Genomic DNA, 14,677 nt, shown 5'->3' with positions numbered 1-14,677 from the left:
CCGGGCGCTGTCCACGCGGCTCCCGGACCGGGACCATGATCGTCACCGGCGGTTGTGGATGTCCTCGGACATGCGCACGACGGCGTAGTAGAACTCCAGCGACACGCGCAGCAGCGCGATCGTGAACAGCGCGAAGATCGCCCCGACGATCAGGATGCCGATGCCGGCCGCCGCACCGAGCGCGCCGAAGCCGATCACGACGTAGCCGAGCCAGCCGAGCACGATCAGCACGGTGCCGATGATGTAGAGGATCCGGATCAGGCCGGGCGTCGCGAAGCTGTTGAAGCTGAAGTCGAACAGCGCCGAGAAGAAGCTCTTCGCGTCGGGCGAGCTGCCCGGGCCGCTGCCGGGGCCGGGGCCGCCGGGGCCGACGCCGGGGGGCGGGCCCCAGCCGGCGGGCGGCTGCTGGCCGTAGCCTCCGGGAGGCGGCGGGTACGGGGGCTGCTGCCCACCCTGCCAGCCCTGGCCTCCGGGCTGACCGCCTGCGGGGTCGTAGCTCATCGTTCTCCTCGGTGCGCTCGCTCGGCGCTTCGCAGAAGCCCCGTGATCATTGGCGGCGCCACCGTACACCCGGAAACCGCCGGTGAGAGGTGGTCGACACTCAGCCGCGACCGAGTCGCAACGCCGCCTCGGTGGCCCAGTAGGTGAGGACGACGTCGGCGCCGGCCCGGCGGATCGAGGTGAGCGTCTCGGTGATCGTCCGCTCGCGGTCGAGCCAGCCGTTGGCCGCCGCCGCCTCGACCATCGCGTACTCCCCCGACACCTGGTACGCCGCCACCGGCACGTCGGCGACCTCGGCCACCGCCCGGAGCACGTCGAGGTAGGACAGTGCGGGCTTGACCATCACCATGTCGGCGCCCTCGTCGAGGTCCAGCGCCAGCTCGCGCAGCGACTCGCGGACGTTGCCCGGGTCCTGCTGGTAGGTCTTGCGGTCGCCCTTCAGCTGCGAGTCGACGGCCTCGCGGAACGGCCCGTAGAAGGCCGACGCGTACTTGGCGGTGTAGGCGAGGATGCCGGCGTCGGTGTGCCCGGCGGCGTCGAGGGCGTCGCGGATGACGCCGACCTGGCCGTCCATCATCCCGCTGGGCCCGAGCAGGTGGGCGCCCGCGTCGGCCTGCGCGACCGCCATCTGCGCGTAGACGGCCAGGGTGGCGTCGTTGTCGACGGCCCCGTCGGCGTCGAGCACGCCGCAGTGGCCGTGGTCGGTGAACTCGTCGAGGCAGGTGTCGGCCATCAGCACCGACGCGTCGCCGATCTCGGCGCGGACGTCGCGCAGGGCGGCGTTGAGCACCCCGTCCGGGTCGACGCCCGCGGTGCCCCCCGCGTCGCGCACGGCCGGGACGCCGAACAGCATCAGCCCCCCGACGCCCGCCTCGACGGCCTCCGCGCACGCCTTCCGCAGCGAGTCGCGGGTGTGCTGCACGACGCCGGGCATCGACGCGATCGGCACCGGCTCGGTGATCCCCTCCCGTACGAACAGCGGGAGCACGAGGTGCCGCGGGCGCAGGTCGGTCTCGGCGACGAGCCGCCGCAGGGCAGGGGTGGACCGAAGCCGCCGGGGCCGCTGGGTGGGGAACGCCATGGGGGCACCCTACGACCCGGCGCCCCGACCCCCGGATCGCAGCATGGCCACCTTCACGCAACGTCGTTGCGTGAAGGTGGCCATGCTGCAACTCCGGGGGCTGAACTCAGCGGCGGCGGGCCTTCGCCTTCCGCGGGGGCGGGAGGGCGCCCTCCGCGCGCAGGCGCGCGGCGTGGGCGGCGAGCGCGTCGACCAGGGCGGGCACGCGGGCCTCCTCCGGCTGCACGTCGACGCGCAGGCCGAACTCGCGGGCCGTCTCCGCCGTCTGCGGGCCGATGCACGCGACGATCGTGCGGGCGTGCGGCTTGCCCGCGATCCCGACGAGGTTGCGCACGGTGCTGGAGCTGGTGAAGCACACCGCGTCGAACCCGCCGGTCTTGATCGCCTCGCGGATCGGCGCGGGCGGCGGCGCGGCCCGGACGGTGCGGTAGGCGGTGACGTCGTCGATCTCCCAGCCGCGGTCGCGCAGACCGGCGGCGAGGGTCTCGGTGGCGATGTCGGCGCGCGGGAGCAGGACGCGGTCGACCGGGTCGAGCACGTCGTCGTAGGGCGGGAAGATCCCGAGCAGCCCCTCGGAGCTGGACTCCTGCGACTCCTCGATGTCGGGCACCAGCTCGGGCACGATGCCGAAGCCGCGCACCTTCTCCGCGGTGGCCGTGCCGACGCAGGCGATCTTGACGCCGGAGAACGCGCGGGCGTCGAGGCCGAACTCGGCGAACTTCTCCCACACGGCCTTGACGGCGTTGGTCGAGGTGAACACGACCCACTGGTAGCGCCCGTCGACGAGCCCCTTGACCGCGCGCTCCATCTGCGTGGGCGACCGCGGCGGCTCGACGGCGATCGTCGGCACCTCCTCCGCGGAGGCGCCGTGCACGGCGAGGCGGTCGCTCATGGCCCCGGCCTGGTCCTTCGTGCGCGGGACCAGCACGCGCCACCCGTAGAGCGCGCGCGACTCCCACCAGGACAGCTCGGCGCGCAGCCCGACCTCGTCGCCGACGGTGACGACCAGCGGGCCCTCGAGCTCCGAGGCGTCGGCCGCGAGCGTGGCCAGCGTGGCCTGCACCGTCTTCTGCGTGGTCTGCGAGCCGCTCGCGGTGACCGCGACCGGCGTCTGCGACGCCTTGCCGTGCTCGGTGAGCCCGCTCGCGATCTCGGGCAGGTGCGTCGGGCCGGCGTGCAGCACGAGGACGCCCGGCGCCGCGGCGAGCGCGGCCCAGTCGACGCCCGCGCGGACGTCGGCCTCGATGTGCGCCGACCCGAGCGGGACGCCCGCGTACGCCGGCACCGCGGTGCCCGAGGGCACCCCGGGGACGACGTCGAACGCCACCTCGGCGCCGGACACCGCGATGGCCTCGGCCACCACGGCGTCGACGGTCAGCGGGTCGCCGCTGACCAGCCGCGTCACGGTGCGTCCGGCGCGGGCCTCGGCGACCAGGTCGCGCGCGACGTCGGCGGGCTGGCCCACGGCCGGCCGCACCTCGGCACCCTCCGCGGCGAGCGCGAGGATGGCCTCGGGCACGTCGGGGTCGGTGACGATCAGCGGCGCCGAGGCGATGGCGTCGCGCGCACGTACGGTGAGCAGGCCGGGGTCGCCGGGTCCGCTGCCCACGAAGGCGACCCGTCCGGTGGTAGGTGCTCGGTTCATCTGTTCTCTGAACTCCCGTTAGCGGTTTCCCAGGGACAGCGAGCTGCCCCCCAAGTCGAGCAGCTCCGCGGCGAGTGCCGCTCCGAGCTTCTCTGCGACGTCCATGTCTCCGGTGATCGACGCGCGGATCAGCGCGTCGTCGTCGGTGCCCACCACGGCGCGCAGTGAGATGCGGTCGAGCACGTTGCCGTCGTCGTCGAGATCGGAGACGACGTCGGCGAGGGCCCCGACGGGGGCGCTGCAGCCGGCCTCCAGCGTGGCCAGCACCGCGCGCTCCGCGACGACGGCGGCCCGGGTGAGCGGGTCGTCGAGCGCGGAGGCGAGCGCGTCGGACAGTGCGGTGCCGTCGGCGAGGCACTCGATCGCCAACGCCCCCTGCGCCGGTGCGGACAGCATCTGCACCGGGTCGAGCAGCTCGGTGGCGTCGTCGATCCGGCCCAGCCTGCGCAGCCCGGCCGCGGCGACGACGACCGCGTCCAGCTCGCCGGAGCGCACCTTGCCGATGCGCGTGTCGACGTTGCCGCGGATCGGCACGATCTCCCACTCCGGGCCCAGCGCGAGCAGCTGCGACGCCCGGCGCGGCGACCCGGTCCCGATGCGGGACCCGACCGGCAGCTCGCCGAGCACGAGCCCGTCGCGGGCCACCAGAGCGTCGCGGGGGTCCTCCCGCGGCGGCACGGCGGCGATCACCAGACGGGGGTCGCCTGCGGTGGGCAGGTCCTTGTAGGAGTGCACCGCCACGTCGATCCGGCCGTCGACCAGCGCCTCGCGCAGGGACGAGACGAACACCCCGACGCCCAGCTCGACGACGGGCGCCATCGAGCGGTCGCCCGGCGAGCTGATCTCGACCAACTCGCACTCGTGGCCCGCGCGCCGCAGCCGCTCCGCGACGTGCCCGGACTGGGCGACGGCGAGCGCGCTGGGGCGGGTGCCGATCCGGATCATCGGACGTCCTCCCGTGCTTCGAGTGCGGCGAGCACGTCGCCGCTGCGGGCGAGCGCCACGGCCGCGGGGGTCTGCGGGTCGAGCTCGAACAGCTCGCGCAGCGCCTCGGCGTAGCTGCTGCCGTCCGGACCCTCGGCGAGGCGCTTGATCTGCACCGTCGGGGTGTGCAGGAGCTTGTCGACGACGCGGCGCACGCTGCGGTCGAACTCGGCCCGGACGCGGTCGTCGAGGTCGGGCAGCTTCGCGTCGAGGCGCAGCAGCTCGGCGTCGATGACGTCGGAGGCGCGGCGGCGCAGGGCCGTGACGGTGGGCGTGACGGCGGCGGAGCGCTGCGCAGCGAGGTAGGCCTGCGCCTCGTGGGCCACCAGCTCCTGGGCCTGCGCGACGGCCGTGCCGCGCTCGCCGGTGGACAGGCGGGCCTGCAGCGCGATCAGGTCGACGACGGTGACCCCGGGCAGCGCGGCCACCCCGGCGTCGACGTCGCGGGGCAGGCCGAGGTCGCAGACGGCCAGCGGGCGCCCGCCGCGCACGGCGACGGCCCCCGCCACCACGGACCGCTCGACGACCGTGCCGATCGCGCCGGTGCAGGCCACCATCACGTCGGCGGCGGCGAGCTCGTCGGCCAGCCCGTCGAGCGAGCCGGCGCGGGCCGGCGTGCCGAACCCGGCGGTGGTGGCGGCCAGGTGCTCGGCGCGCTCGACCGACCGGTTGAGGACGACGATCTCGGACGCGCCCGCGCGGCGCAGGTGGGCCGCGGCGAGGGCGCCCATCGCACCGGCGCCGACGAGCACGGCGCGGCGGCCGGCGAGGTCACCGCCGAGCGCGCGGGCGGCGTCGGCGAGCGCCTCGGAGACGACGGACGCGCCCGCGGTGTCGATGCCGGTGCTCGCGTGCACCCGCTTGCCGACCCGCAGCGCCTGCTGCGCGAGCTCGTGCAGCGCCCGGCCCACGGTGCCGGTCTCGTCGGCGGTGGCGTAGGCGGTGCGGAGCTGGCCGAGGATCTGGGCCTCGCCGACGACCATCGAGTCGAGCCCGGCGGACACCGCGAACAGGTGCTGCACCGCGGACCCGGCGTAGTGCACGTAGACGTGCTCGGTGAGCTCGGCGAGCGGCATCCCGGAGTGCCGCGAGAGCACGGCGGAGACGTCGGCCAGGCCGCCGTGGAAGGCGTCGACGACCGCGTAGACCTCGATGCGGTTGCACGTCGAGAGCATCATGACCTCGGAGACGTGCTCCGCGCGCAGCATCTCGTCGAGCAGCTTGGGCACGTCCGGGGCGGACACGGCGGCCCGCTCGAGCACCTCGACCGGCGCGCTGCGATGCGACAGCCCGACCACCAGCACACTCATGCCCGTCCCTCCGACGCCGTCGTCCCGTCCACCAGAGGGAACGTGCGGACGGCTGATGCGTGCCCGTTGCGCCCGTGACCGTTCCCACCCCGTGCCCCCGGAGGATGCTCCGCGACGTGGCGGCGCGCGACGTGGAAGGCCAGCACCTGCAGCTCGACGGCGAGGTCGACCTTGCGGACCTCGACCTCCTCGGGCACCTGCAGGACGACCGGGGCGAAGTTGAGGATGCAGCGCACGCCCGAGTCGACCAGCAGGTCGCACGCGCTCTGCGCGGCCGGGCCGGGGGTGGCGATCATGCCGATGGTGACGCCGCGCTCCGCGCACACCTGCGGGATCGCGCCGACGTGCTCGACGAGGATGCCGTTGATGTGGATGCCGACCAGGTCCGGGTCGACGTCGAACAGCGCGGCGACCGGGAACCCGCGGCCGCCGAAGCCGGTGTAGCCGGCCAGCGCGTGCCCCAGGTTGCCGACGCCGACCACCGCGACCGCCTGGCGGTGGTTGAGGCCCAGCACGCGCTCGAGCTGGTGCAGCAGCGAGGTGACCTCGTAGCCGACGCCGCGGATCCCGTAGGAGCCGATGTAGGACAGGTCCTTGCGGAGCTTCGCCGGGTTGACGCCGGTGAGGCCGGACAGCTCGTCGCTCGATACGGTCTCCGCACCCTGTTCCGCCAGCTCGCCGAGCACCCGCAGGTAGAGCGCGAGCCGGGCGACGCTGGCCTCGGGTATGGTCCGCGACCCGGCGGCTCCACCGTCGGAGTCGGCCTGCGGCGGCACGGTCACGGGCGGAAGCTCCTCGGGGCGGTTCGGTGGGCGATCCGTCGACGGCCCACGGGGCCAGTGGTCCGGGTGAACATCTCCCCGGCCGGTCGATGGGGCCTTGACGGCGACTGGACAACACGGTAGCCGCTTGTGAAGACCCGCACAAAGTTGCGATCTTGGACGCGGCCGTGCTCACGCGGGGCCGTCCGGGCGGCCTACCGGTGGTCGCGGCGAACGGGCCGCTCAACGCCGCAGGGGCGGCCCCGGGAGACCCGGGACCGCCCCTGCGGACGTCGTGCTGGCGAGCTGGGATCAGCTGGCCGGCATGAGGATGGTGTCGATCACGAACACGGTGGCGTTCGCGGTCGGGACGTTGCCACAGAGGTTCGTGGCGGCGGTGCCGTTGCCACCGTCGAAGGTGGGGGCGTCAGCGGTGCCACCGATGGTGACGGTGCCGCCCGAGAGAACGTCGACCGAGCCGGCCTCGACCAGGCCCGCGGCGTCGTAGCGGGTGCTGGAGACGTGACCCTGCAGGATCGGGGCCAGCGTGTCCGGGTCGGCCACGAGCGCCTCGACGGTGCCCGCGGGGAGCGCCTCGAAGGCACCGTTGAACGGGGCGAAGACGGTGAGCGCCGGCGCCGAGTTCAGGGTGTCGGCCAGGCCGGGGACCGCGCCGACGGCGGTGACCAGCGTGGACAGCAGCGGGTTGTTCGACGCGGCGGTGGCCACCGGGTCGTCGATCATGCCCTGGGCGGAGCCTTCGCCCTCGGTCGGGACCTGGTCGCAGGCCGGGCCGAAGATGTCGTCGATGGTGGTGACGCCGTCGCTGGCGGCAGCGGCCTCGGTCGTCGCCGCGGCGGACGGGGCCGACGAGGCGGGGGCCTCGGCGGAGGGGGTCTCGGAGCTGCTGCACGCGCCCAGCGCCACGGTCAGGGCGGCCATGGCGCCGACGGCGGCCAGTCGCTGGATCTTTCGCACGGTGTGTCCTCCTAGAACTGGCCCGGTCTGTCCGGGCCGCTACATCAGAACCTTCGACATCGAGCCAAAGGTGGTTCACTCACGGGACGTAACGTTTCGGCAACGAGGCCGACCATCTCGTGGAAGTCATCAGATCAGACCAACGGGATCGACCGTTAGGCGGTAGATCCGTCATGCATACGGCCTAAGACACGGTGAAGATAGTCGCAGGCCACCCCGATGCGCCGTCCGGGATCGGATCTGCACGCATCTCGGTCTGTGTTACACCATCACGGTCGGTAGCGCGCGTCTGAACGGTGTGGCTGCCCGGCTCGAGATCGAAGTCGGTGCGCCACATCCGCCAGGTGCGGGTGTTGACCTCCTCGGCCAGCTCCGCCTCCTGCCACTCGCCGCCGTCCATCCGGACCTCGACGCGGCTGATCCCCGTGGGCTGCGACCACGCGATGCCGGCCACGGTGAGCCGGCCGGCGGGCTGCGTCGACAGGCCCTTCGGGAAGTCGATCCGCGACTGGGTCTTGATCGGGGCGAACTTCCCCCACCCGCGCTGCAGCCAGTAGCCCTGGGCGGCGTCGAACGTGGTGAGCTCGATGTCGGTGAGCCACTTCGTGGCCGACAGGAACCCGTAGAGCCCGGGCACGATCAGCCGCACCGGGAAGCCGTGCTCGGCGGGCAGCGCCTCGCCGTTCATGCCGACCGCGATCAGCGCACCCCGGCCCGGCTCCATGATCACGTCGGTGGGCGAGCCGGCCGTCCAGCCGTCGAGGCTGGTGGAGAGCACCTGGTCGGCCCCCGGCCGGATCCCCGCCTCCATCAGCACGTCGCGCAGCTCGACCCCGACGAAGTCCGCGGTGGAGATGTACGGGCCACCGACGACGTTCGACACGCAGGTCATCGTGATCGTCCGCTCGACGAGCGGCCGGGACATGATGTCGTCGAAGTCCAGGGCGAGCGGCCGGTCGACCATCCCGCCGATCCGCAGCGACCACGCCTGCTCCGACTGCAGCGGCAGCGACAGCGCCGTGTCGACGCGGTAGAACTCGGCGTTGGACGTGACGAACGGCGGCGTGCCGTTCTCGACGAACGCGGCCCCCGCCGGGATCGCGGGAGCGGTCTCGGTCAGCGTCGCGGCCGCGAGTCGCGCGGTGACGCGGGCCCGCGCGTCGTCGATGCTGGGGGCCAGCAGGACCCCGCCCCCGCCGGCGACCACCGCACCGGCGCCGACGGCGGCGGTCCCGATCAGGACGTTGCGGCGCGACACCTCCGGCCCGCCGGTCCGCGCGACGGCGGCCCGGCTCGCGAGCCGGTGCAGCCACAGGAACGACCCGACCCCGGCGACGATCGACGCGATCGGCGCGAGCACCGACAGCGGGCCGAACGTCGGCGCGAAGATCACCACGACGAGGCCGACCACCCCGAGGACGACCACGAGGGTCAGGCCGGGGCGGACGCTGCGCCGCGAGAGCAGCCCGGCGACCGCCGCGACGATCGCGATGACGACGGCCATGCTGCCGAGCAGGATCGGCTTGTCGGCGGTGCCGAAGGTGGTCTTGGCGAACTCGGTGAGCCACTGCGGCGAGAAGCGGATCACGGTGTCGCCCACGGCGAAGAACGGCGACGAGCCGGGGGCGAGCAGCGCGACCAGGTGCCCGACGCCCAGCGCGGCCGCGACGGCGAGCAGTCCGATCAGTGCAGCGAGGCCGCGCGGGATCGCGGCGGGACGTCCTGGTCCGGTGGTCTGCTCGGGCGGTGCTGCCGTGGTGCTCACAGCGGAAGGTTCGCCCGGAAAGCGGCTTGCGGTTCATCGCAGCCCGGATGTTCACCGGACTGTGGCCAACTCCTTCCGCAGACGCGGCTCGTCGACGCGCCAGAAGCCGTGTTCGCGGTCGTCGACGAGGATCACCGGGACCCGGTCGCCGTACTCGGCGCGCAGTTCCGGGTCGGAGTCGACGTCGACCGCCCCCCACTCGACGCCCAGCTCGCCGCAGATCCGCGCGACGTCGGCCTCCGCGGTGACGCACGCGGAGCATCCGGCGCGGGTGTAGACCGTCACCCGGCTCACGACGCCTCCCCCGACACCTGGGCCAGCTGGCGCCGGGCGACCTTGCCGGTCGGCGTGCGCGGCAGGTCCTCGACGAACGCGATGACCGACGGCGTCTTGAACCGGGCCAGGCGCACGGCGCAGTGCGCCCGCACCTCCTCCTCGGTGAGCCCGGAGCCGGCCGCGCGCACCAGCACGGCCTTCACGGCCTCGCCCGTGCGGTCGTCGGGCACCCCGACGACGGCGGCTTCGGCCACCCCGTCGAGCTCGGCGAGCACCCGCTCGACCTCCCGCGGGTAGACGTTGAAGCCGTTGACGATGACCAGGTCCGACGAGCGGTCGACCAGGTGCAGGTCGCCGTCGGCGTCGAGGAAGCCGACGTCGGCGGTGCGGAACCAGCCGTCCCCGTCGGGGCCGCCCGCGCCGTCGGGCCAGTAGCCGGAGAACAGGTTCGGCCCGCGCACGGCGACCAGCCCGGTGTCGTGGCTCGGGTCCGACACCGCGTCCAGCTCGTCGTCGTCGGGGTCCTCGGTGTCGATCGGCCGCCCCTCGGCGTCGACGAGGCGCAGCTCGATTCCGGGCAGCGCGCGCCCGACCGACCCCGGCTTCGCGACGCCGCCGACCCCGTTCGTCGTGATCACCGGGCCGCCCTCGGTCAGGCCGTAGCCCTCGAAGATCCACAGGCCGGTGGCGGCGCGGAAGTCGGCCAGCCAGCGGGCGGGCAGCGGCGCCCCGCCGGAGGTGCACATGCGCAGGTCGGCGGTGGCGGCGCGCAGGTCGGCCGCCGGCAGGTCGAGCAGGGACCGGAACATCGACGGCACCCCGGCGACCCCGCTCACCCGCTGCGCCACGAGCACCTCGGCGGTGTGCTCCGGGTCGAACCGCTCGGTGAGCACGGCGGTCGCGCCGGCCCAGCACACCTGGAGGAAGCCCGCGGCGAGGCCGAAGACGTGGAACAGCGGCAGCGAGAGCAGCACCCGGTCGACCGGCGTGACGGGGGCCGGACGGAGCTCGGCGGCCTGCGCGCGGTTGGCCAGCAGCGCCCGGTGGGACAGCCGGACGCCGCGCGGGGTGCCCGTCGTGCCGGAGGTGTAGACGAGCAGCGCGACGTCCTCCCCGCCGACACCGTGCGTGACGGTCTCGCCCTCGACGACCCGGGCGGTGAGGTCCGGGGGCCCGATCAGGGTGGCCCCCGAGGAGGCCGCGCAGCCCGCCGCGTCGGCGTCGTCGGGGCTCGCCACGACGACCGCGGGGGCGCAGTCGGCGAACACGATGTCGAGCTCGCGGGGCACCGCGATCGGGCCGACCGGGACGGCCACGGCGTCGGCCCGCAGCGCGCCGAGCACGGCGACGCAGAACGGGGCGCCGTTGGCCAGCCGGACCGCCACGCGGTCCCCGGGACCGACCCCGGCCGCCCGCAGCCGCGCGGCCTCGGCCGTGGTGGCGGCGTCGACGTCGGCCCAGGTCAGCGTGGTGTCGCCGGTCACGTCGACGATCGCGGGGTGATCGGGGGTGCGGGCGGCGGCGCGCGTCACGAGCTCGGCGAGGTGCCGGGGTCCACCGGATCCCTGCGGGCTGGTCGGGCTGTCCACGGTGCTCCTGGGTGCGGTCGGCGGGGTCGACGCGGGGGCGCGGGCCCGGGTGCCGCGGCCCGCCACCCGAGTCTGGCACGGGGACCCGCGCCGCGGATGTGTGTCGCACGACGCGCGACACACACCGGAAGGCGGACAACACGCCCCGCGACCATGACGCTGACCGCGCGTAACCGCCCGCTCACCGGAACAGGACCACGGCAAGTGGATGCTGCGTGCTTCGCCACATCGGTTCGGCCGTATGCTCACCGGACCTTCAGACGTCTCAACGCGTCAGCTCCCCACTAGACGCGGCGACTCACCCAAGGGAGTGGCATGCAGCCTGTAGCCAGCGCACCGCGGGCCGACCCCTGGCGTGCTGACCGACGTACCCGGCTCGCCGGTCGGGAGGCATGACCCGCCCGATGCGACCGTCCCGACTGCTCCGTACCGACACCGCCCGCCGACCCGCGGGCGGGGAGGTCGACATGTCCACGACTGCACCCCCGGCGGCCCCCGAAGCCGCCATGCCGCTGCCGCGACAGCGCCCCCGCGAGACCGCACCCGCCGCCGAGCCCGCCCCCGGGGCCGGCCACCTCCACGCCGCACACCCCCACGCCGGCCATCACGACGGCGCGACCCCCGACGGCGCCGCCATGAACCCCGAGGCCCTGAACCCCGACGACGCCTCGCCCGAGACCGCGGGCGCCTGGTCCCTGGTCCGTGCCGCCCAGGAGGGCGACATGGAGGCGTTCAGCGAGCTGTACGACCGCTACTACGACGTCGTGTTCCGCTACGTCCTGTTCCGGATGAACGACCGGACGCTGGCCGAGGACATCACGCAGGAGGCGTTCGTCCGGGCGCTGCGCCGCATCGGCTCGGTCACCTACCAGGGCCGCGACATCGCGGCCTGGTTCGTCACCATCGCCCGCAACCTGATCTTCGACCACGTGAAGTCGAGCCGCTACCGGCTCGAGTCCACGACGGCCGACATCATCGACCTCTCGCCCAGCACGCACGGCCCCGAGCAGCAGGTGCTCGACGGCGCCACCAACGACGAGCTCATCCGCTGCGTCCGCAAGCTCAACCCGGACCAGCAGGAGTGCATCACCCTGCGGTTCCTGCAGGGGCTCTCGGTGGCCGAGACGGCGCGCATCATGGATCGCAACGAGGGGGCCGTCAAGGCCCTGCAGCACCGTGCGGTGCGACGGCTCGCCCAGCTGCTGCCCGAGGGGTTGAGATGACCCGCGGCTATATCGCCCCACCGGTCACAGACGTTACGGGTGCGGCGAACGAACAACTCGATGCGGTGAACGGTCTCACAGCCGTAACCCCTCGCCCGGAGGCTCGTTGTACCGGCGAAAGTCGAGCAAGCGCAGCACGACCGGGCGCCGCGACGTTGAGCGCAGGGATGCAGTGAGGACGGCCAACATGCCCGCCGGACAGGGCAAGGACGCAGAGCAGCTGGACGCCGCGATCGAGCAGGGGACACCCCCCGGCTCCGTCGCCGACCCCGAGCTCGCGCGTGATCTGGAGATCGTGGCGATGCTGCGGTCCCGGCGTGCGGCGTACGACCCGCACCCCGCGGCCCGCAGCGACGCCAAGCAGCGGATGATGGCTGCGCTGCTGGCAGCGCAGGCCGAGGACCGGGCCGCCCAGGCGGCACCGGTCCCCCATCCCGCCGAGCTCACCGCGCCTCTGCCGTCCGTCGCCGGAGCACCCTCCCCGGTCATCGGGGCCACCGACGAGACCGCCGTCATCGGTCGCGTCACCGACGACGACCTCGACGCCGACACCGGGTCCCCCGCCGAGGCCCCGTCCGTCGAGGCCCCCGTGGTCCGGTCCGCGCGTCCCGGCCGGCACAGCCTGCCGACGCGCCCCGGTTCCCGGGCCCGCTCGCGCGCCGCGAACCGCCCGCCCTCCCGCGGGCTGCGCCGCCGGTTCGCGATGGTCGGCGCGGCCGCGATGGTCGCGCTCGTCGCGATCGCGACGGCGGGCAACTTCGCCAGCCGCAGCGCCCTGCCCGGCGACGCCCTCTACGGCGTGAAGCGCGCCTCCGAGGACACCGGGCTCGCCTTCACCTTCGACGACACCGAGCGCGCCCAGCGCTACCTCGCGCTCGCCACCACGCGTCTCGACGAGGTCGAGCAGCTGGTCCAGCTCGGGGCGGGCGCCACCAGCGTCGACCCCGCGCTCGTCGAGAACGCCATGCGCGACTTCGACCTCTCCACCGGCGAGGGCTCGCGGATGCTGCTCGGCGCGGAGGACGCGGCGGGCGCCCCCGAACTGGGCGACCTGCGCACCTGGGCCGCCGAGCAGGCCGCCCGCCTGTCGGTGCTCCGGTCCTCGCTGCCCGTGTCCGCGGTCCCCGAGGCCGACACCTCGCTCGCGCTGCTCGACCGGCTGGTCGGGCGCACCGAGGCCCTCGAGGCCCGCACCTCGTGCTCCGAGGTCACCTCCAACACCGTCGACGACCTGGGCCGGCTCCCGGCCGAGGGCACCTGCTCGCCGCGGGCGCAGGTCACCGACGACCCGACGACCACGGTCGACGAGAGCGTCGCGCCCACGACGACCCCGGACGGCACGTCGACCACCACCACCCCGGACGGCACCACCGCGCCGGAGACCACGACCCCCGGCAGCGGCGGTCTGCTGCCCGACCTCGGACCGGACGGCCTCCCGCTGCCCGGTTCCGAGGGGCTGTCCACCAGCGGTGGCTCCTCCGAGGGCGACAGCCAGGTGTCGGTGCCGCTGCCGCTGGTCCCGCCGATCCAGCTGCCGCCGCTGCTCCCGGGCCTGCCCGGCGTGTCGATCGGCTGACCCACCGCACGTGCTCGACCCAGGACCGCCGCGGGACCCTCCGCGGCGGTCCTGCTCGTTAGGGTGGAGGCATCCGACGAGCCGACGTATCCGAGGAGCGCAGGTGACAGGCGACGCCCAGCCCGCCATCGACGTGTCGACGGCGCTGGATCCGGCGGTCCGCGCCGGCGAGGCGTCCGCCGCGGCCGCGGTGGCCGCGGGCGACAGCGGCCCCGGCGACGTGCCGCTCACCGACCTCACCGCGGCGGCGTTCTTCGACGTCGACAACACGATGATGGTCGGCGCGTCGATCTTCCACTTCGCCCGCGGGCTGGCCGCGCGCAAGTTCTTCACCACCTCCGACCTCGCCGGGTTCGCCTGGCAGCAGGTGAAGTTCCGCGTCGGGGGCCGGGAGAGCACGTACTCCACGACGACCGGGCGCGACACCGCGCTCACCTTCGTCGCCGGCCGCGGCGTCGACGAGATCACCGAGCTCGGCGAGGAGATCTACGACGAGCTGATGGCCGACCGGATCTGGGCGGGCACCCGGGCGCTGGCCCAGATGCACCTCGACGCGGGCCAGCGCGTCTGGCTGGTCACCGCCACCCCCGTCGAGCTGGCGCTGATCATCGCGCGCCGGCTCGGGCTCACCGGTGCGCTCGGCACCGTCGCGGAGAGCGTCGACGGCGTCTACACCGGGCGGCTGGTCGGCGAGATCCTGCACGGGCCGGCGAAGGGCCACGCCGTCCGCGCGCTGGCCGCAGGCGAGGGGCTGGACCTGCGCCGCTGCACCGCCTACTCCGACTCCGTCAACGACGTGCCGATGCTCTCGGCCGTCGGCACCGCGGTGGCCGTCAACCCCGACTCCGGCCTGCGCGACGTCGCCCGGGAGCGCGGCTGGCAGATCCGCGACTTCCGCACCGGCCGCAAGGCGGCCCGGATCGGCGTGCCGTCGATGCTGGGGGCGGCGGCGGTCGCCGCGGCCGGGATGGCCGTGCGGAGGCGCTGA

13 protein-coding genes are annotated in these 14,677 nt (G+C 74.3%); 3 read left to right on the top strand and 10 right to left on the bottom strand.

From position 1 onward, the window contains the following. Positions 1–42 precede the first annotated feature (42 nt). The 10 genes from H6H00_RS11335 to H6H00_RS11290 form a co-directional block, all read right to left on the bottom strand. Positions 43–501 carry a DUF4282 domain-containing protein gene (locus tag H6H00_RS11335; RefSeq protein ID WP_185721239.1) on the bottom strand — a complete coding sequence of 153 codons (459 nt, stop codon included), beginning with the start codon at positions 499–501 and terminating at the stop codon, positions 43–45. A gap of 100 nt (positions 502–601) precedes the next feature. Next, the gene (gene hemB / locus H6H00_RS11330) at positions 602–1,582 is read right to left on the bottom strand and encodes a porphobilinogen synthase (protein WP_185721238.1); all 981 of its coding nucleotides are present in this window, start codon (positions 1,580–1,582) and stop codon (positions 602–604) included. 106 nt (positions 1,583–1,688) lie between these two features. Continuing rightward, positions 1,689–3,227, bottom strand: a complete 1,539-nt coding sequence (locus H6H00_RS11325) for a bifunctional uroporphyrinogen-III C-methyltransferase/uroporphyrinogen-III synthase (protein WP_185721237.1) — start codon at positions 3,225–3,227, stop codon at positions 1,689–1,691. An 18-nt stretch (positions 3,228–3,245) separates the two neighbouring features. Next, complete coding sequence (gene hemC, locus H6H00_RS11320) at positions 3,246–4,172, bottom strand: hydroxymethylbilane synthase (RefSeq protein ID WP_185721236.1); 927 nt, start codon at positions 4,170–4,172, stop codon at positions 3,246–3,248. Beyond that, positions 4,169–5,521, bottom strand: a complete 1,353-nt coding sequence (locus H6H00_RS11315; RefSeq protein ID WP_185721235.1) for a glutamyl-tRNA reductase — start codon at positions 5,519–5,521, stop codon at positions 4,169–4,171. The genes hemC and H6H00_RS11315 overlap by 4 nt, the downstream gene beginning before the upstream one ends. Beyond that, entirely contained in the window at positions 5,518–6,303 is a 786-nt protein-coding gene (locus tag H6H00_RS11310; RefSeq protein ID WP_185721234.1) for a redox-sensing transcriptional repressor Rex, read from the bottom strand. Before H6H00_RS11310 ends, H6H00_RS11315 begins: the two co-directional genes overlap by 4 nt. Before the next feature lie 291 nt (positions 6,304–6,594). Further along, positions 6,595–7,260: a fasciclin domain-containing protein gene (locus H6H00_RS11305; protein WP_185721233.1), complete on the bottom strand. Its 666-nt coding sequence runs from the start codon at positions 7,258–7,260 to the stop codon at positions 6,595–6,597. A gap of 184 nt (positions 7,261–7,444) precedes the next feature. Continuing rightward, a complete protein-coding gene (locus H6H00_RS11300) occupies positions 7,445–9,025 on the bottom strand; it encodes a molybdopterin-dependent oxidoreductase (RefSeq protein ID WP_379539740.1) in 1,581 nt (526 codons plus the stop codon). A gap of 51 nt (positions 9,026–9,076) precedes the next feature. Then, positions 9,077–9,319 (bottom strand): glutaredoxin family protein, encoded by a 243-nt coding sequence (locus H6H00_RS11295; RefSeq protein ID WP_185721232.1) that lies wholly within the window; start codon positions 9,317–9,319, stop codon positions 9,077–9,079. Continuing rightward, complete coding sequence (locus tag H6H00_RS11290; RefSeq protein WP_185721231.1) at positions 9,316–10,890, bottom strand: class I adenylate-forming enzyme family protein; 1,575 nt, start codon at positions 10,888–10,890, stop codon at positions 9,316–9,318. Before H6H00_RS11290 ends, H6H00_RS11295 begins: the two co-directional genes overlap by 4 nt. Before the next feature lie 635 nt (positions 10,891–11,525). Between H6H00_RS11290 and H6H00_RS11285 the strand changes: the two genes are divergently transcribed. The 3 genes from H6H00_RS11285 to H6H00_RS11275 all read left to right on the top strand — a co-directional run bounded on the left by H6H00_RS11285 (position 11,526) and on the right by H6H00_RS11275 (position 14,677). Beyond that, a complete protein-coding gene (locus H6H00_RS11285; RefSeq protein WP_221775947.1) occupies positions 11,526–12,113 on the top strand; it encodes an RNA polymerase sigma factor in 588 nt (195 codons plus the stop codon). Between the two features lie 187 nt (positions 12,114–12,300). Next, positions 12,301–13,689, top strand: coding sequence for a DUF5667 domain-containing protein (locus tag H6H00_RS11280; protein ID WP_185721230.1), 1,389 nt, complete (start codon positions 12,301–12,303; stop codon positions 13,687–13,689). A 103-nt stretch (positions 13,690–13,792) separates the two neighbouring features. Beyond that, on the top strand, positions 13,793–14,677 hold the full coding sequence (locus H6H00_RS11275; RefSeq protein ID WP_255425701.1) for an HAD family hydrolase: 885 nt from the start codon (positions 13,793–13,795) through the stop codon (positions 14,675–14,677).

It is taken from the genome of Pseudonocardia petroleophila, assembly GCF_014235185.1.
Lineage (GTDB): Bacteria > Actinomycetota > Actinomycetes > Mycobacteriales > Pseudonocardiaceae > Pseudonocardia > Pseudonocardia petroleophila.
This window is presented reverse-complemented; position numbering and strand designations above follow the sequence as displayed.

Excerpts from the sequence above, each read along its gene's own strand:
- H6H00_RS11335 (WP_185721239.1), bottom strand. The coding sequence starts at position 501 with ATGAGCTACGACCCCGCAGGCGGTCAGCCCGGAGGCCAGGGCTGGCAG.
- hemB (WP_185721238.1), bottom strand. The coding sequence starts at position 1,582 with ATGGCGTTCCCCACCCAGCGGCCCCGGCGGCTTCGGTCCACCCCTGCC.
- H6H00_RS11325 (WP_185721237.1), bottom strand. The coding sequence starts at position 3,227 with ATGAACCGAGCACCTACCACCGGACGGGTCGCCTTCGTGGGCAGCGGA.
- hemC (WP_185721236.1), bottom strand. The coding sequence starts at position 4,172 with ATGATCCGGATCGGCACCCGCCCCAGCGCGCTCGCCGTCGCCCAGTCC.
- H6H00_RS11315 (WP_185721235.1), bottom strand. The coding sequence starts at position 5,521 with ATGAGTGTGCTGGTGGTCGGGCTGTCGCATCGCAGCGCGCCGGTCGAG.
- H6H00_RS11285 (WP_221775947.1), top strand. The coding sequence starts at position 11,526 with ATGAACCCCGAGGCCCTGAACCCCGACGACGCCTCGCCCGAGACCGCG.
- H6H00_RS11280 (WP_185721230.1), top strand. The coding sequence starts at position 12,301 with ATGCCCGCCGGACAGGGCAAGGACGCAGAGCAGCTGGACGCCGCGATC.